Below are 16,731 nucleotides of genomic sequence, written 5' to 3' on the forward strand. Positions count from 1 at the left end.
TCGACCTCGAGCGGATCGAGCAGGAGCGGACGCGCGTGGGCACGTTCGACGATGCCGCCCGCCTTCACGGCCGGCCTGAAACCCGCTTCCGACGGATCGCGTTCGAGCACCGGCCCGCGCGCGCGGATACGGGCCTGGTGCGCGCGGTCCGCCGCTTCCCCTTCGTCCCGAACGACTCGGACAAGCGCGACGCCGACTGTTTCGAGGCGTTCAACATCCAGGTGGAGGCGCTCGCCAAGCGCCTGGTCGCCGCGCACGCGAAGACGTTGGTGATCGGGGTATCCGGCGGGCTCGACTCCACCCACGCGCTGATCGTCGCGGCCAAGGCGATGGACCGGCTCCGCCGTCCCCGGTCGGACATACTCGGCTTCACGCTACCCGGCTTCGCGACGGGCGAGGGCACCAAGGCCAACGCCTGGGCGCTGATGCGCGCGCTGGGCGTAACGGCCGAGGAGATCGACATTCGCCCGGCCGCGCGACAGATGCTCGCCGACATGGGCCATCCCTTCGGGCGCGGCGAGCCGACCTACGACGTCACGTTCGAGAACGTCCAGGCGGGGCTCCGGACCGACTATCTCTTCCGCCTCGCCAACCAGCGCGGCGGGATCGTGCTGGGGACGGGCGACCTGTCCGAACTGGCGCTGGGCTGGTGCACCTACGGCGTCGGCGATCAGATGAGCCATTACGGCGTCAATGCGGGGGTGCCCAAGACGCTGATCCAGTTCCTGATCCGCTGGTGTGTCCGGTCGAGCCAGTATGACGAGGCGACCGACCGGGTGCTGCTCGCCATCCTAGCGCAGGAGATCTCGCCCGAACTCGTGCCGGCAGGCGCGGACGGGGAACTCCAGAGCACGGAGGAGAAGGTCGGCCCCTACCCGCTCAACGACTTCTTCGCGCATTACCTGATCCGCCACGGCCTGCGCCCGTCCAAGATCGCGTTCCTGTGCTGGCACGCCTGGCGCGACGCGGAGGCGGGACGCTGGCCCGCCGACTATCCGGAGGACGCGCGCACGGCGTACGACCTCCCCACGATCAAACTGTGGCTCGGCCGCTTCCTCCAGCGCTTCTTCGCCAACCAGTTCAAGCGGACCGCTATGCCGAACGGCCCCAAGGTATCGCCCGGCGGCGCGCTGTCGCCGCGCGGGGACTGGCGCGCGCCCTCCGACGCGACCGCGCGCGTGTATCTGGACGAACTGAACGCTAATGTGCCCTGACCGGAGAATACCGATGCGCGCCCTGATCCTGCTCCCCCTCGCGCTCGCCGCCTGCGACGATGCGGCCGATAGTGCCGATAGTAACGCGACCGCTACAACAAACGCCGCCGCCCCCGTCCGCCTTAGCACGGTCCAACAGCGCGTCGTCGACCTGTCGCCGCAGCTCCGTGACGGCGTTCTGTTCCGCGCGATCCGCGATGGCGGGGCCGAGTGCCAGGGCGTAGCCGCCGCTGCGCGCGAAGCCGACCAGGACGGCCGCCCCGTCTGGTCCGCGCGCTGCACCGAAGGATCTGCCTATCTGATCGCGATCGGTGCCGACGGCGTTGCGCAAGTGACCAAGGTGTCGGGCGACCGGGTACGCGGCTGATCCGCGACCGCTAGACCGCGCGCCACCACCACACGCCGTCCCGCTCCTCGCGGCAGGCGCGACCCTCGACCTCCAGCCGGCGCAGGTGCGCGAGCGCCTCGCCCGTCGCCATGCCGAGCGTGTCGGGGGTGATCCGGCGGTTGAAGAGGACCGTGAAGCTGTCGACCGCGCGCGCGGGTTCGGCCAGGAAGCGCTCGAGCATGTCCAGCCGCTCGCGATGTTCCGCCTCCATCTGGTCGAGCCTGACATGCAGTCCGGTGAACGGGTCGCCGTGTCCCGGCAGAACGAGCAGGTCGGCGTCCAGGGCGCGCAGTCTGTCGATCGAGGCGAACCATTCGCCCAACGGATCGGCGTCGGGCTCGGTCACGCCCAGCGATATGTTGGGGCTGATCCGCGGCAGCACTTGGTCGCCCGCGATCAGCACGCCGCTACGCTCGTCGAGCAGGCAGGCATGCTCCAGGCTGTGCCCCGATCCGACCACGATGCGCCAGTCGACCGTGCCGATCCGCAGCGTCCCGCCGTCCCGCAATCGCGTGAAGCCTAGCGGCAGCGGCCGGACGATCCGCCTGAATCCCGCCCAGCCGCGCTCGGACGCATGCGCGACCTGCTCCTCCGACCAGCCCGCGCCGCGCCACCAGACGATCATTTCGGGCGGCACGGCGTCGCGCGCATCGGCGATCAGCATCCGCGCGGTCAGCCACTCGCCGCGCGTCATCATGAGCGGCGCGCCGTGATGGTCGCACATCCAGCCCGCCAGACCGATATGATCGGGATGGAAGTGCGTGCCGATCATCCGCGTCACGCGCACGCCGGCGTACGGACCTTTGAACAGTTCCTTCCACGCATCGCGCGCGGCGTCGGTGTTCATGCCCGTATCGACGAGCGCCACCCCGCCCTCGTCGTCGATCAGGTAGCAGTTCACATGCCTGAGCGGCCCCGGCACCGTGATCCGTACCAACGTCACCCCGGGCGCGACCGGAAAAGGAACGCCGTCCTGGATACCGCTGAACGGATAGGTGAGCCCAGCGCGGACGCGCGGATCGGTAACGGACATGCGTTGCGGGTAGCAACGGGTCGGGCAATCGACTAGCCCTCTCCCGCTTTCGCGGGAGAGGGAAAGACGCGCGTAGCGCGGCGAGGGTGAGGGCCGGGCCTCTCCGGGCGCGGTCCGGCCCTCACCCTGGCGCTCACGCGCCTGTCCCTCTCCCGCGAAAGCGGGAGAGGGTTTAGATTACCGCTTGAACACGTCCCCGAACAGCGCGCGCGCGTCGGCTTCGGCGGCGCTCGCCTGGCCTTCGGTGTCGGCGCCCCGGATGGCGGCGGCGCGCTCGGCGCGGAGCTGGTCGATCAGCGCCTCGCGGTCGCCCTCCAGCCGCGTGTCGGCAGGCATCTCCTGCCCCGCGGCCTTGACGGCCTTGGCGACGGCGGCGTCCAGGTCTCGCTGCGTCGTCAGGCCCAGCGTCACCGGATCCTTGGGCGTGATGTTCTGGATGTTCCAATGGCTGCGGTCGCGGATCGCGGCGATCGTCGTGCGCGTGGTGCCGATCAGCAGCCCGATCTGGCCGTCGGTGATCTCCGGGTGGTTGCGGATGATCCAGGCGATGCCGTCGGGCTTGTCCTGCCGCTTGGATACGGGCGTATAGCGTGGGCCCTTGGTGCGGCGGATCTGCTCGGGACCCTTGATGATCTTCATGCGGTAGGCGGGATCGGCCTGCGCGCGGTCGATCTCCTCCTGCGTCACCTCGTGCGCGCGGATGGGATCGCGGCCCGTCAGCTTGGAGGTGGCGGTGTCGTCGGCGATCGCCTGCACCTCCAGGATGTGAAGACCGCAGAACTCGGCGATCTGCTCGAAGGACAAGGCGGTCTCGTCGACCATCCAGGAAGCGGTCGCATGGGGCATGAGCGGCTGGGCCACGGCGTGGGAACTCCGGCTGAAACAGAAAGGGCCGCCCCTCACCGGAGCGGCCTCGTATGCTTCATGACGTAGGCCAATCGTCCCCGGTCGGCAAGCAGGCGTACACCGGTAAAGTCAGGCGGCGAGGCGATCCCGCCCGAGCGGTGCCAGTGCGGCCAAGAATTGCTCCGCGCTCGCCCGCCAATCGAACCGCCGGGCGTAGGCCGCGCAGACCTCCCGGTCGCGGGTGAGCGCGCGGGCGACGGCGACTTCCAGGTCGACGTCCATCGCTCCGACCTCCTCGCTGATCACGTCCACCGGCCCGGTTACGGGATAGGCGGCGACCGGCAGCCCGCAGGCGAGCGCCTCCGCCATGACGAGGCCGAAAGTGTCCGTCCGACTGGGAAATACGAACACGTCCGCCGACCGGTACGCCGCCGCGAGCGCCTCGCCCGACCGCGCGCCGAGGAAGTGGGCGTCCGGAAACCGGTGGGCGAGCGACGCGAGCGCGGGACCGTCGCCGACGATCACTTTCGCGCCGGGCGACGCGATCTCGAGAAAAGCTTCGAGGTTCTTCTCCACCGCGACCCGCCCGACATAGAGCCGGATCGGGCGGGGCAGCGCGAGGATCGCCTGGTCGAGCGGTCCGTCGGGCAGGAACAGCTTGCGATCGACGCCTCGCCCCCACGGCCGCACCCTGGGCAGGCCGTGGGCGCGAAGGGTCGCCGCGATCGTCGGGGTCGCGGCCAGCACGCCGCTCCCGGGCGCGTGGAACCAGCGGATGTACCGCCATACCAAGCTCGCGGGCAGCGGCGTCCGCGCGGCGACGTAGTCGGGGAACTGAGTGTGGTAGGCGGTGGTAAAGGGCAATCCGCGCGCACGGCACCAGCGCCGCGCGGCCAGGCACAGCGGTCCTTCGGTGGCGATATGGATCGCGTCCGCCCCGAACGCATCGATCATCGCCCCGACCTTGGCGGCCGACGCCCAGGCCAACCGGATTTCCGGATAGGTCGGGCACGGCACCGACCGGAAGGCGTCGGGCGCGATCACCAGCACACGGCGGCCCATTTCTTCCAGCTCGGCGCGGACCGCGCCGAGCGTGCGCACGACGCCGTTGACCTGCGGGGCCCAGGCGTCGGTGACGATCACGATCCGCTCTGGCCGCCCGGGCCGCTCGGGCCGCTCGGGCCGCTCGGGCGCAATCATGCCGCCAGCGCCGTCACGGGCGCGGACCGCCTGGCCATCTCGTCGGCCCAGTGAAGCAGTTCGATACGCCCATCCGCGTGTTCGACGAGCGCGGTGCAGCTCTCCACCCAGTCGCCGTCGTTATAATAGGCGAGGCCGCCGATCTCGCGAGCCTCGGCGGTATGGATGTGGCCGCACACCACGCCGTCGACGCCGCGCGATCCCGCCGCCTCCGCCACCACTTCCTCGAAGCGGGACACGAAGGCGACGGCGTTCTTGACCTTGGCCTTGGCGTGCTTGGACAGCGACCAATAGGGTAACCCCGCCCGCCGCCGCGCGCCCGCGACCAGGCGGTTCGCGAGCATCAGCAAATTGTAGGCGGTGTCGCCCAGATGGGCGAGCCAGCGGTGCGCCAGCGTGATCGCGTCGAACTCGTCTCCGTGGAGGACGAGCAGTCGGCGCCCGTTCGCGCAGACGTGGATCGCCTTGCGCCGGATCGCGACGCCGCCGAAATCCATCCCCGAAAACTGCCGGAACGCCTCGTCGTGGTTTCCCGGGATGTAGACGACCCGAGTGCCGCGCTTGGCCCGCTTCAACAGCCGCCGGACCACGTCGTTATGGAGCGGGGGCCAGTAGAAGCGCTTCTTCAGCCGCCACCCGTCGATCATGTCGCCGACCAGATAAAGCGTGTCGCTGTCGACATGGTCGAGAAAATCGAGGAGCATCGCCGCATTGCAGCCGCGCGTGCCGAGATGAACGTCGGAAATCCAGATCGTGCGGTACCGGACGCGCGCGGCGTCAGGCTGAGACGGCGGCTGAAACGGGCGACGCTGGGCATATTGGGCGAGATCGGTCGGCTCGGGCATGTCGGCACTCCCTCGCTCGAGCGCCCTGACAGCCGATTGTTACGCCCGCATCGCGGATGCGTGACGGAATGGCGTCACTGGCCTGGTTCGCGGTGTCGAAAGCCTGGACTGCAACGATTTAGACACATAGCCGTGCTTTGGGGATACCGGCGATGATCGGAGGGCGGCGACGCCGTCCCGCATCGCCGGCGAGATCAAAGGGAGCGCGTTCAATGAGTTCTTCGTTCAAGCATCTGGCGGGCGGCGTCGCGGCGATCGCCATGGTCGCCGCGCCCGTCGCGGCGTTTGCCCGCCCGGCCCAGGCCGGCCCCGCCGCCAAGCTGTCGGTCGCGGGAACGCGGGCCGCCTCGGCTCCGGCCAACGCCGGCGACCTGCGCGGTGGCAATTCGACGCTGATCAATCTGGGCATCTTCGCGGTGCTGGTCGTCGGCGTGCTGCTCGCGACGACCACCGGTGACGACGACGACGATTCCGCCAGCAACTGACCCTTCGTCGCGGTCCCGACCCTTTCCGGCGGGACCGCGCGTTCCTCACATAGTCAGCACGATCTTGCCGACATGCGTTCCCGCCTCCATCCGGCGATGCGCGTCGGAAGCTTCCTCCAGCACGAACGCGCGGTCGATCACGGGCTTCAGCCGCCCCGCCGTCACATGCGGCCAAACCGTGCGCGACAGTTCGTCGGCGACGAGCGACTTGAAGCCCGCATCGCGCGGGCGCAGCGTCGATCCGGTCAGCGTCAGCCGGCGGCGCATCACCTCGAATACCGGGATGGTGGCGGTCGCACCGCGCTGCACCGCGATCGACACATGGCGGCCGTCGTCGGCCAGGCATTGCAAGTTGCGCGCCACGTAATCGCCGCCGACCATGTCGAGCACCGCGGCCACCCCGCGCCCGCCGGTGATCTCGCGCACCCGCGTCACGAAATCCTCCGCATTGTAATTAACCGCGTGCGTCGCGCCGGTGTCCAGCGCCGCCCGCGCCTTCTCCGCCGATCCGGCGGTGACGATGATGTCGATCCCGAACAGCGCACATAGACCGATGGCCATCGTGCCGATGCCGCTCGTGCCGCCATGCACCAACACCGTGTCGCCCTCGGTCGCGTAGGCGCGCTCGAACAGGTTGGTCCACACGGTGAACAGCGTCTCGGGCATGGCCGCCGCCTCGACGATCGTCAGCGCGGCGGGGACGGCCAGGCACTGCCCCTGCGGCGCGACCGCATACTCGGCATAGCCGCCGCCCGCGAGGAGCGCGCAGACGGGCTGTCCGACCATGACCTCGTCGACCCCGGCCCCTATGCCCACGACCTCGCCCGCCACCTCCAGTCCCATGATCGACGGCGCGCCGGGCGGGGGCGGATACCCGCCCATCCGCTGCAGGATGTCGGGCCGGTTCACCCCTGCCGCGGCGACGCGGATCAACAGTTCGCCCGCGCCGGGCGCGGGCACCGGACGCCGGACGACCGTCAGCACCTCGGGTCCGCCGGGGGTGTCTGGATCGATCGCGCGCATCGTCGCCGGAATGGTCATCGCTGTCCCTCTCGCCGGGCCTCCAAACGGGGGCGCCGGCCGCGGCGGCTTATTGACAGCGCGGCGCACCCGGTCAACGATCACGACCATGGAGCCTGACGATCCAACCCCCCGCGCCGACGACCTGCTGCGGCGGCTCGTGGCGCAGGACCTGGACCCGCTCTCGGTCGCCGAGCTGGAGGCGCGGATCGCCGCGCTGGAGAGCGAGATCACCCGCGCCCGCCGCCGGATGGAGCACGCCGTCAGCCACCGCGCGAGCGCGGACGCGCTGTTCAAGCGATGACGGTCGCCGCCGCGTCCGCGAGGCTTGGGCCCCGGATCGGAGGCGCGGAGGTTCAAGTGCTTGATGCCGGGCGCGCGACCCCCGACATAGCGGTAAACGGGCCGTCGCACGCGGTCTGGATGGAGTGATCACATGCCGTCTTTCGCCCCCGCCCTCGAAACCTCGCTGCACAAGGCGCTCGAAGCCGCTTCGTCGCGCCGTCACGAATACGCCACGCTGGAGCATCTCCTGCTCGCGCTGATCGACGACGAGCACGCGTCCAAGGTGATGACCGCTTGCAAGGTCGATCTGGGTGACCTCCGGACCACCGTCGCGCATTATCTCGACACGGAGCTCGACGCGCTCAAGGTCGAGCAGGCGACCGACCCCTCGCCCACCAGCGGCTTCCAGCGCGTCGTCCAGCGCGCGATCCTGCACGTCCAGTCGTCGGGTCGCGACGAGGTGACGGGCGGCAACGTCCTGGTCGCGCTGTTCTCCGAGCGCGAGAGCTACGCCGTCTATTTCCTCCAGCAACAGGATATGAGCCGCCTCGACGCGGTGTCGTTCATCTCGCACGGCGTCGGCAAGGGCGGCGCGCAGACCGAGGCGTCGGCCCCCAAGGGCGCGGACGACGAGAAGCCCGCCAAGGCGAACGAGAAGGGCAAGGGCGAAAGCGCGCTCAAGCAGTTCACCGTCGACCTCAACGAAAAGGCCAAGGCCGGCAAGGTCGACCCGCTGATCGGTCGCGGGCCCGAGGTCGACCGCACGATCCAGATCCTGTGCCGCCGCTCCAAGAACAACCCGCTCTATGTGGGCGACCCCGGCGTCGGCAAGACCGCGATCGCCGAGGGGCTCGCGCGCAAGATCGTCGAGGGTCAGGTGCCCGACGTGCTGCTGCCCGCCGTCATCTATTCGCTCGATATGGGCGCGCTGCTGGCGGGCACCCGCTACCGCGGCGATTTCGAAGAGCGGCTGAAGCAGGTCGTCACCGAGCTGGAGAAGATGCCCCACGCGGTGCTGTTCATCGACGAGATCCATACGGTCATCGGCGCGGGCGCTACTTCGGGGGGTGCGATGGACGCGTCGAACCTGCTCAAGCCCGCTTTGTCGGGCGGATCGATCCGCTGCATCGGATCGACCACTTACAAGGAGTTCCGCAACCACTTTGAAAAGGACCGCGCGCTGCTGCGCCGGTTCCAGAAGATCGACGTGAACGAGCCGACGATCGAGGACACGATCAAGATCCTGGCCGGCCTGCGCTCCGCGTTCGAGGAGCATCACTCGGTCAAATACACCCCCGACGCGATCAAGTCGGCCGTCGAGCTGTCCGCGCGCTACATCAACGACCGCAAGCTCCCCGACAAGGCGATCGACGTGATCGACGAGGTCGGCGCGATGCAGATGCTCGTGCCCGAGAACAAGCGCCGCAAGGTGATCACGCCCAAGGAGATCGAGCAGGTCATCGCCACCATGGCGCGCATTCCGCCCAAATCGGTATCGACCGACGACAAGGCCGCGCTCGCCAGCCTCGAGACCGACCTGAAGCGCGTCGTATTCGGCCAGAACGCCGCGATCGAGAAGCTCGCCTCCGCGATCAAGCTCGCGCGGGCGGGTCTCCGCGAGCCCGAAAAGCCGATCGGCAACTACCTGTTCACCGGCCCGACCGGCGTCGGCAAGACGGAGGTGGCCAAGCAGCTGTCGTCCATCCTGGGCATCCCGCTCCAGCGGTTCGACATGTCCGAATATATGGAGCGGCATTCGGTCAGCCGCCTGATCGGCGCGCCTCCGGGCTATGTCGGGTTCGACCAGGGAGGTCTGTTGACCGACGCGGTCGACCAGAACCCGCATTGCGTCCTGTTGCTCGACGAGATCGAGAAGGCGCATCCCGACCTGTTCAACATCCTGCTGCAGGTGATGGACAACGGGCGGCTGACCGACCAGCACGGCAAGTCGGTCGATTTCCGCAACGTCATCCTGATCATGACGACCAACGCGGGCGCGTCCGACATGGCGCGCGAGACGCTCGGCTTCGGCCAGCTGACCCGCGAGGGCGAGGACGAGCAGGCGGTGCAGAAGATGTTCACGCCCGAATTCCGCAATCGCCTCGATGCGATCGTGCCGTTCGGCTACCTCCCGCCCGAGGTCGTGGCGCGGGTGGTGGACAAGTTCATCCTCCAGCTCGAGCTGCAGCTGGCGGACCGGAGCGTCCATATCCGGCTAGATGACGCATCCAAGGCGTGGCTGACCGAGAAGGGGTACGACAAGCTCTACGGCGCACGGCCGATGAGCCGCCTGATCCAGGAAAAGATCAAACAGCCGCTCGCCGAGGAGCTGCTGTTCGGCAAGCTCGTTCATGGCGGCGAGGTCACCGTCAAGATGAAGGACGGCGCGCTGTCCTTCGAGATCGAGCCGGGCGCTCCGAAAAAGCCGAAGAAGAAGGGCGGCAAGCCCGAACCGGTCGCCGAGGAACCCGCGGCGGACTAGCGTGATCGGACGAAGCGACCGGGGCGGAAGCTCCGGCCGCTTCCGCTTCGAGGGATCACGGGGCGGAATGCGACCGAGTGGGTGGAAGCGAGTGCTGCCGGTCCACTTCTGGACGGAGCGACCATCGGCCTAGAGGCCCGTCTGATTGTAACGCGAGCTCACGCTATGGTGTCACAACCGTTCGGTTGTGACACCAAGATGATCGGCGGCTTCACGACGCCGTACAGAGCCCTGCAGAATAGGAACGTTCTCGTTTCGTGCTTCGCTCGCTTCGGCTATGGTTGGGCATGGCTTGGGATTTTGAAACCACCGAACCACGCGATCCGATCGCCGACCTTCCAACGGACAGGCTCGAACGTGCGATGGCGTTTCGAAACGGCCTTGTCGCGTTGTGCGAGGGTTGGGCGAAGATGGACGAAAACGTCTATTCGCTGTTGCGCCGTGAGTTCATGAACGACCCGATCACGGCGCCGCTGTTGCCGCAGTTCGTCAAGACCGCGCAGGATCGCGGTGCCATGTGGGCATTCATGAAGGACTTCGACGGGCAGTGGGAGCCGCGCCGCCGGATGGTGCGTAACGAGTTCGCGCCCTTGATCGACGCCCTAGAGCGCGGCCCGGCGCTGGCGGACGACATGATAAGCGATGGGATTGCATCATTCGACGCTTTAGGCGTCAAGGACGCTTGGAACAAAGCTCTAGCTCGACGCGACACCGACCCGGAAGGCGCGATAACCTCCGCCCGAACCTTGCTGGAAACCGTGTGCAAGCACTTGCTCGAAGACGCGGATGGGAACGCTAAATATGGCGAGAAAGACGATCTGCCAAAGCTGTACCGATTGGCATCCGAACGGCTGAACATCGCACCTTCGCAGCATTCCGAAGATGCCTTCAAGCGCATCCTAGGGAGCGCAGCGAGCGTCGTCGAAGGCTTGGGCACCCTGCGGAATAAGATAGGCGATGCCCATGCGTCAGGGGGCCGCAAACCCGTCAAGGTGGCGCCGCGTCACGCCGCGCTAGCGGTCAACCTAGCAGGAAGCATGGCGCTGTTCTTGCTCGAAACCGCCAGTGCGAAGGGCGTTGCCTAGCATGGTCCATAGCGGTTCATTCGTCACCGTTGCGGTGCTCGGACATGCGGGTGACAACCCCTGTTCAGGGGAATTTGTCTGACATGCAGAACAGCCGACGCCAATTCTACATCTTCGACCTTGAGTTGGCCGCCCGTAAGGGTGGTGCAACGGTCCCGACGATGAACGAGATCGTTCCGGTTCTTCAGGGCATGAAGAACACGGCGCGGATCTATCCGCTTCGCGGGCAGACGGCGACGATGTTGATCGGCGATATGGCGGAAGACGCGGCACAACAGTTTATCACTTTGCTAATTCGGCTTTCGGACAAAGCTGCGCCGAATAGCGTTTATTCCGATCTTGTAGCAGGTCACTTCAACGAGCACCTGAAAACCGGCAACGTTGGTTCGGACTACGGCTGTCACGTGCTTATTTCGACGGCACCGGAGCAAGGGCTTCCAAACATTTACACGTGCGCGATCGAGCGAATACCTGGTATCCCGTTCGATCTAGTGCGGCGGCTTTTATCAAAGTTGTTGAACTTCGAGTACAACGCCAACCCAGCCTTCTATTCTTACCCGCACCCGGCCGGCGGCGTCGACGCACAGAACCAACCGCGCCGGGATCGGTGCTGCCCATATGTCGAGTTGCGGGGCAGGCCGTCCGACACGCTTATCGCTGACATTAATTCCGGCCGAATTTCGAGCATTTCGCTAATCAAGGCGGAGCCTGTCACGCCGATTGCGGGTGCCCCGTATCTCACGAAGACCGAATCTGAACTGAAGCTAGGGATCGATCACAACAATCTTCCTGCAAATTTGTGGGCATCTCTAAGCCAAGCACTTCAACAGAACGCTCAAACATACAACACCGCACAGGTGAAGTATAGGATGCCGAACTCCACTCGAACAGTTACCGTCGAAATAGACACTAATACCGGAGCGCCGCTTAGTGAAATGTACGTCAAATCCTTCGAGTTAACGAACATGTTTCCGTTCTTGGCGCAATCTGCCATGCAAATCGTTCTACATTTGCGCGACCTCGCCGTGCCGCAGTTTTTAGCGAACCGGACGATCTAAGGTGCTGAAACAGCTAGTCTATGAACTCTCGCGCGGGTTCGCATACCGGGGCATCGCGCATGGCGAGATGCGCACCTATACGGTGTGGCTCCCGCTCGCCCTTACAGTGCTCTCGCTGGCGGTGTACATCGTTCTCCCCGTCAAGCCGGCGCTTGTAGGCTCGAACGGCCTTGCCGGGAGCCTGTTGACCCTCGTTTCGACCTTACCCGGCTTCTACTTCGCCGGCCTTGCAGCAGTCGCCACGTTCGGCAACACGACTATGGACCGTGAGATGCCCGCGCCGGCACCCGAAGTTGAAATGCTAGTTCGGGGCCAAAGGATTTCGGTAAAACTTACCCGTCGGCTATTTCTATCTTACCTGTTTTCGTATCTCGTTGTCATGTCGTTCGCGCTTTGCTCCGCTCTATTAGCGATGAATGCGCTCGCGTCGTCGGTGAACGTCCTTCAGACTTCGCTTGCTACGATGACGGGCGCGCATTGGCCTTGGCTAGTTCTGAGGGGCATCGCGGGCTTCGGGTTGACGTTCGTGTTCGCGTCAATGGTGGTTTCGACGCTGCATGGCGTCTTCTTCCTTACAGAGAAGATACACCAACCTTAGCGTTCCGGAGCATCGTGCTGCCCCGGTGATCCCCCACATTGATGTCAAAACCGGTCGGTTTTGACGCGCTACCCTGATCCTCGCTTTTCCGGCCTTTTCAGCGGGTCGGAATCGTGGGTCGAAATGGTGGCTTTCAAATCGCCCGACGAAGTTCTCGGAGGTGCGGCATTAGCGCCGCTCTGCAGATCGTCGGTCGCTGCTATGGACAAGCAGCGCGAGCGACCTGGATACCAGTCTAAAAAACCGCTGTCCTACAGCGCTCGCCCGCGCCACACCTCATGCGAATCGAGGCTATTGCGAGCCCGCGCTATTTCTCATCGTGGCAACTACCGCTGCTCCCCTCGCTCGACCGTGCGCGCAACTTTCGCAAAGCCGGGCGACACGGAATTGCCGAACGGGCGCGACATGTACGTCACGTCGCCGCGACGCGACCGGATCGTCGGCCCGCGCCGATGCGAGAACCGCCGCACCTTCACAACATCCGCCCGGCGCGAGAGCCATCGTCGCGAGCTGTCAGCTGCGGGCATGACGGAGCGCGCCCGAACCGCCGTCCTTGACCCCCGCGCGCGCCGTGCCGCATAGCGCAGCACATGGATCAGCCTATTGAAGACCTGTCGTTCGAGGACGCGCTGAAAGAACTCGAGCGGATCGTCGGCCGGCTGGAGAGCGGCGACGCGTCGCTCGATGAAGCGATCGGCCTGTATGAGCGCGGCGACCGGCTGCGCGCGAAATGCGCCGAGCGCCTGGACGCGGCGCAGGCGCGGATCGAGGCGATCCGGCTCGACGCGGAGGGTCGGCCCGCCGGAACCCGGCCCTTCGCCGCAGGCTGACCCGGTGCCCGCCCCATCCCTGACCCAGGCGCTCGCCGAGACGGGCGAGGCGATCGACCGCAGCTTCGCCGCGCTCCTCGCCGTGCCCGACGATCCGCGCGGGCCCTTGTACGAGGCGATGCGCCACGCCGCGATCGGCGGTGGCAAGCGGCTCCGCCCCCTGCTCGTCCTAGCCGTCGCTGATCTGTTCAACGTGGACCGCGACGCCGCCGTCCGCGTCGCCACGGCGGTCGAGGCGATCCACGTCTATTCGTTGATCCATGACGACCTGCCCGCGATGGACGACGACGACGTGCGCCGCGGCAAGCCCACCGTCCACCGCGCTTACGGAGAGGCGACCGCGATCCTGGCGGGCGATTGCCTCCATGCGCTCGCCTTCGAATGGCTGGCGCACCCCGACACGCACGGCGATCCGCATGTCCGCGCCGACCTCGTCCTCGACCTCGCGCGCGCCGCCGGCCCGTCGGGCATGGCGGGCGGCCAGGCGATGGACCTGGCGGCCGAGACGGCCGGGTTCGACCTCGCCACCGTCACCCGGCTGCAGCGGATGAAGACGGGCGCGCTCATCTCGGCCAGCGTCGAGGCGGGCGCGATCCTCGGCCGCATCCCGTCCGAAGGCCGCGTAGGATTGCGCGGCTATGCGCACGATCTGGGCCTCGCCTTCCAGATCGTCGACGATTTGCTCGACGCGGACGGCGACGAGGCGGCGGTCGGCAAGCGGCTGCGCAAGGACGGCGAGGCCGGCAAGGAGACGTTCCTGTCGCTGCTCGGCCCCGACCGCGCCCGCGCGCAATCGGCGATGCTCGTCGACCAGGCGGTCCAGCATCTCCACGCCTACGGTCCGGAGGCCGACCTGCTACGCGCCATCGCCCGCTTCGTGCTGGAGCGCGATCGTTGACCCGCATCGGCGTCTATCCCGGCACGTTCGACCCGATCACGCTCGGCCATGTCGACATCATCCGGCGCGGGGCCAGGCTCGTCGACCAGCTCGTCGTGGGCGTCACCACCAACGCGTCCAAGTCGCCCATGTTTTCCGTCGACGAACGCCTGGCCATGGTCCGCGACGAGGTCGCGCGTATCGACGGCGCGATCGAGGTCGTGCCGTTCGACGCGCTGTTGATGCATTTCGCGGAAGTGCAGGGCGCGGAGGTCATTATCCGCGGCCTGCGCGCGGTCGCCGACTTCGAGTACGAATATCAGATGGCCGGCATGAACCAGCAGATCGCCCGCCATATCGAAACGGTGTTCCTGATGGCCGACGTTGCTCTCCAGCCGATCGCGTCCAAGCTCGTCAAGGAAATCGCGACCTATGGCGGCGAGATCGCGCCCTTCGTCACCCCGGCCGTGCGCGCCGCCATGCTCGCCAAGGTCGGACAGGCCCGCCCCGTTCAGATTGGCGACAAGCGCGATCCGGTCTAAGCCGCCGTCCGCAACCCATCAAACCAGGACCAGTCGTATGCGTCTCTTCGCCCGCGTAGCCGCCGCGCTCGCCTGCCTGTTCGCGCCACCCGTGGCCGCCCAGGTCGTCGTTCCCGCCGTGCGGCCCGCTCCGCCGCTGCCGACCGACAAGACCAACATCTGGGTGCTCGACCTCTCGACAGGCGGGCGCGTCACGATCCTGCTGCGCCCCGACGTCGCGCCCAAGATGGTCGAGCGCGTCAAGACGCTGACCCGCCAGCGCTTCTATGACGGGCTGCCGTTCCACCGGGTGATCGACGGCTTCATGGCGCAGGGCGGCGATCCCAAGGGCGACGGCACCGGCGGCTCCACGCTCCCCGACGTGGAGGCCGAGTTCAACTATCTGCCGCATGTCCGCGGCGCGGTCTCCGCCGCGCGCAGCCAGGACAAGAACAGCGCCAACAGCCAGTTCTACATCGTGTTCCAGCCCAGGCTGCAGCTGGACAAGGACTACACCGTGTTCGGCCGCGTCATGGACGGCATGAGCCACGTCGACCTGATCGAGCGCGGCGAGCCGCCCGCGACGCCGTCACGCGTCCTGCACGCCTACATCGCCAGCGACGACCCACCCGCCTATCAGCCCGCGCCCGTTACGGCTCCGGCGCCTGCTCTCGGCGCGCCGGTGATGCTGCCCGGAACCGCCATCGCGCCGCGCGCCGCGCCCGTTCCGGCTCGCCGACCCGCCCGCGCTTCCTCAACCCGGCGACCGACCGGGCGGCGCTGACCATTCGGCCCCCGCTGTCGACGTAGCTGTCGCCATGAATGTAGACCTCTTCGACTTCCATCTGCCCCCCGACCGGATCGCGCTGCGCCCCGCCGTTCCGCGCGACGCCGCGCGCATGCTCGTCGTGGGTGCGCACGGCCGCCATGACGCCTTGGTCCGCGACCTGCCGGGCGAGCTTCGCGCGGGCGATCTGCTCGTTTTCAACGACACCCGTGTCATCCCCGCCCGGCTGGAAGGCAGGCGCGGCGATGCACGGATCGGTGCGACGCTCCATAAGCGCGAAGGTCCGCGGCGCTGGCGAGCCTTCATCCGTAACGCGCGCCGCCTGCGCGACGGCGACCGGATCGAGTTCGGCCACGACGTGGCGGCCGTGGCGTCGGACCGCGCCGAGGACGGTAGCCTCGCGCTCGACTTTCTGGGCGACGAGCCGGTGGAGCTGCTTCTGGGCCGCGCGGGCGTCATGCCGCTCCCGCCCTACATCGCCGCGCGCCGCCCGACCGACGCGCGCGACGCAGATGATTACCAGACCATGTTCGCCGATCGGCCGGGCGCGGTAGCGGCTCCCACCGCGGCGCTGCATTTCACGCCCGACCTGATGCGGCGGCTCGGCGAAACCGGCGTCGGGCACGCGATGCTGACGCTCCATGTCGGCGCGGGCACCTTCCTGCCCGTCAAGGCGGAGGATACCGATGCGCACCGAATGCACGCCGAATGGGGTCGCATCGACGCCGGGGCGGCCGATCGCCTGAACGCGGCGCGCGCGGGCGGCGGGCGCGTGATCGCGGTCGGCACCACCTCGCTCCGCCTGCTCGAAAGCGCCTGCGGCGAGGACGGCCGCGTCCGGCCGTTCGAGGGCGATACCACCATCTTCATCACCCCCGGCCACCGCTTCCGCGCGGCTGACGGCTTGCTGACCAACTTCCACCTGCCTCGCTCGACCTTATTCATGCTCGTGTCGGCTTTAATGGGGCGCGAGCGGATGCACGACGCCTATGCCCATGCGATCGCGGACGGGTACCGCTTCTACAGTTACGGCGACGCGTGCCTGCTCCTCCCGAAGTCGTAGCGCGGCGGCCGCGGACATAACGAAATGGCACCCTGACGTTGCGGTGATCATCGGCTCCTGATCCCCACCCGGCCGTTGTCCGCCATAGTTGGTGGAGCGCGGCCAGCTTCTTTG

The 16,731-nt window shown here is 67.3% G+C and carries 18 protein-coding genes; 13 read left to right on the forward strand and 5 right to left on the reverse strand.

The features are described from left to right. Together ACFE7F_RS09660 and ACFE7F_RS09665 are read left to right on the forward strand one after the other, a co-directional pair. The coding region (locus tag ACFE7F_RS09660; protein ID WP_375403646.1) for an NAD(+) synthase at positions 1-1,214 on the forward strand (1,214 nt) is incomplete at its 5' end. 13 nt (positions 1,215-1,227) lie between these two features. Continuing rightward, complete coding sequence (locus tag ACFE7F_RS09665) at positions 1,228-1,581, forward strand: hypothetical protein (RefSeq protein ID WP_375403647.1); 354 nt, start codon at positions 1,228-1,230, stop codon at positions 1,579-1,581. A 10-nt stretch (positions 1,582-1,591) separates the two neighbouring features. Here the strand turns inward: ACFE7F_RS09665 and ACFE7F_RS09670 are convergent, their stop codons facing one another. The 4 genes from ACFE7F_RS09670 to ACFE7F_RS09685 form a co-directional block, all read right to left on the reverse strand. Then, positions 1,592-2,635, reverse strand: coding sequence for an MBL fold metallo-hydrolase (locus tag ACFE7F_RS09670; RefSeq protein WP_375403648.1), 1,044 nt, complete (start codon positions 2,633-2,635; stop codon positions 1,592-1,594). Positions 2,636-2,812: 177 nt separating this feature from the next. Further along, positions 2,813-3,496, reverse strand: coding sequence for a cell cycle transcriptional regulator TrcR (locus tag ACFE7F_RS09675; RefSeq protein ID WP_375403649.1), 684 nt, complete (start codon positions 3,494-3,496; stop codon positions 2,813-2,815). A gap of 114 nt (positions 3,497-3,610) precedes the next feature. Further along, complete coding sequence (locus ACFE7F_RS09680) at positions 3,611-4,681, reverse strand: glycosyltransferase family 4 protein (RefSeq protein ID WP_375403650.1); 1,071 nt, start codon at positions 4,679-4,681, stop codon at positions 3,611-3,613. Beyond that, positions 4,678-5,526 carry a UDP-2,3-diacylglucosamine diphosphatase gene (locus ACFE7F_RS09685; RefSeq protein ID WP_375403651.1) on the reverse strand — a complete coding sequence of 283 codons (849 nt, stop codon included), beginning with the start codon at positions 5,524-5,526 and terminating at the stop codon, positions 4,678-4,680. The genes ACFE7F_RS09680 and ACFE7F_RS09685 overlap by 4 nt, the downstream gene beginning before the upstream one ends. Positions 5,527-5,738: 212 nt before the next feature. Between ACFE7F_RS09685 and ACFE7F_RS09690 the strand changes: the two genes are divergently transcribed. After that, positions 5,739-6,011: a hypothetical protein gene (locus ACFE7F_RS09690; RefSeq protein WP_375403652.1), complete on the forward strand. Its 273-nt coding sequence runs from the start codon at positions 5,739-5,741 to the stop codon at positions 6,009-6,011. A 45-nt stretch (positions 6,012-6,056) separates the two neighbouring features. Here the strand turns inward: ACFE7F_RS09690 and ACFE7F_RS09695 are convergent, their stop codons facing one another. Further along, positions 6,057-7,052, reverse strand: a complete 996-nt coding sequence (locus ACFE7F_RS09695; protein WP_375403653.1) for an NAD(P)H-quinone oxidoreductase — start codon at positions 7,050-7,052, stop codon at positions 6,057-6,059. An 88-nt stretch (positions 7,053-7,140) separates the two neighbouring features. On the opposite strand from ACFE7F_RS09695, the gene ACFE7F_RS09700 reads away from it, so the two are divergent. The 10 genes from ACFE7F_RS09700 to queA all read left to right on the forward strand — a co-directional run bounded on the left by ACFE7F_RS09700 (position 7,141) and on the right by queA (position 16,617). Further along, complete coding sequence (locus ACFE7F_RS09700; protein ID WP_375403654.1) at positions 7,141-7,335, forward strand: DUF1192 domain-containing protein; 195 nt, start codon at positions 7,141-7,143, stop codon at positions 7,333-7,335. A 132-nt stretch (positions 7,336-7,467) separates the two neighbouring features. Continuing rightward, a complete protein-coding gene (gene clpA / locus ACFE7F_RS09705; protein WP_375403655.1) occupies positions 7,468-9,798 on the forward strand; it encodes an ATP-dependent Clp protease ATP-binding subunit ClpA in 2,331 nt (776 codons plus the stop codon). Between the two features lie 287 nt (positions 9,799-10,085). Next, a complete protein-coding gene (locus tag ACFE7F_RS09710; RefSeq protein WP_375403656.1) occupies positions 10,086-10,883 on the forward strand; it encodes an abortive infection family protein in 798 nt (265 codons plus the stop codon). An 83-nt stretch (positions 10,884-10,966) separates the two neighbouring features. Continuing rightward, positions 10,967-11,941 (forward strand): hypothetical protein, encoded by a 975-nt coding sequence (locus ACFE7F_RS09715; protein WP_375403657.1) that lies wholly within the window; start codon positions 10,967-10,969, stop codon positions 11,939-11,941. A gap of 1 nt (position 11,942) precedes the next feature. After that, the gene (locus tag ACFE7F_RS09720) at positions 11,943-12,539 is read left to right on the forward strand and encodes a hypothetical protein (protein WP_375403658.1); all 597 of its coding nucleotides are present in this window, start codon (positions 11,943-11,945) and stop codon (positions 12,537-12,539) included. Between the two features lie 590 nt (positions 12,540-13,129). Then, complete coding sequence (locus ACFE7F_RS09725; RefSeq protein WP_375403659.1) at positions 13,130-13,369, forward strand: exodeoxyribonuclease VII small subunit; 240 nt, start codon at positions 13,130-13,132, stop codon at positions 13,367-13,369. Between the two features lie 4 nt (positions 13,370-13,373). Continuing rightward, the gene (locus ACFE7F_RS09730; RefSeq protein WP_375403660.1) at positions 13,374-14,267 is read left to right on the forward strand and encodes a polyprenyl synthetase family protein; all 894 of its coding nucleotides are present in this window, start codon (positions 13,374-13,376) and stop codon (positions 14,265-14,267) included. Next, the gene (coaD, locus tag ACFE7F_RS09735; RefSeq protein ID WP_375403661.1) at positions 14,264-14,788 is read left to right on the forward strand and encodes a pantetheine-phosphate adenylyltransferase; all 525 of its coding nucleotides are present in this window, start codon (positions 14,264-14,266) and stop codon (positions 14,786-14,788) included. Before ACFE7F_RS09730 ends, coaD begins: the two co-directional genes overlap by 4 nt. A 37-nt stretch (positions 14,789-14,825) precedes the next feature. Then, positions 14,826-15,551 (forward strand): peptidylprolyl isomerase, encoded by a 726-nt coding sequence (locus tag ACFE7F_RS09740; protein WP_375403662.1) that lies wholly within the window; start codon positions 14,826-14,828, stop codon positions 15,549-15,551. Between the two features lie 34 nt (positions 15,552-15,585). Beyond that, entirely contained in the window at positions 15,586-16,617 is a 1,032-nt protein-coding gene (gene queA, locus ACFE7F_RS09745) for a tRNA preQ1(34) S-adenosylmethionine ribosyltransferase-isomerase QueA (protein ID WP_375403663.1), read from the forward strand. Positions 16,618-16,731: the final 114 nt, after the last annotated feature.

Origin of the sequence: uncultured Sphingomonas sp. (assembly GCF_964235535.1) — a bacterium.
In the GTDB taxonomy this organism is placed as follows: Bacteria; Pseudomonadota; Alphaproteobacteria; order Sphingomonadales; family Sphingomonadaceae; genus Sphingomonas.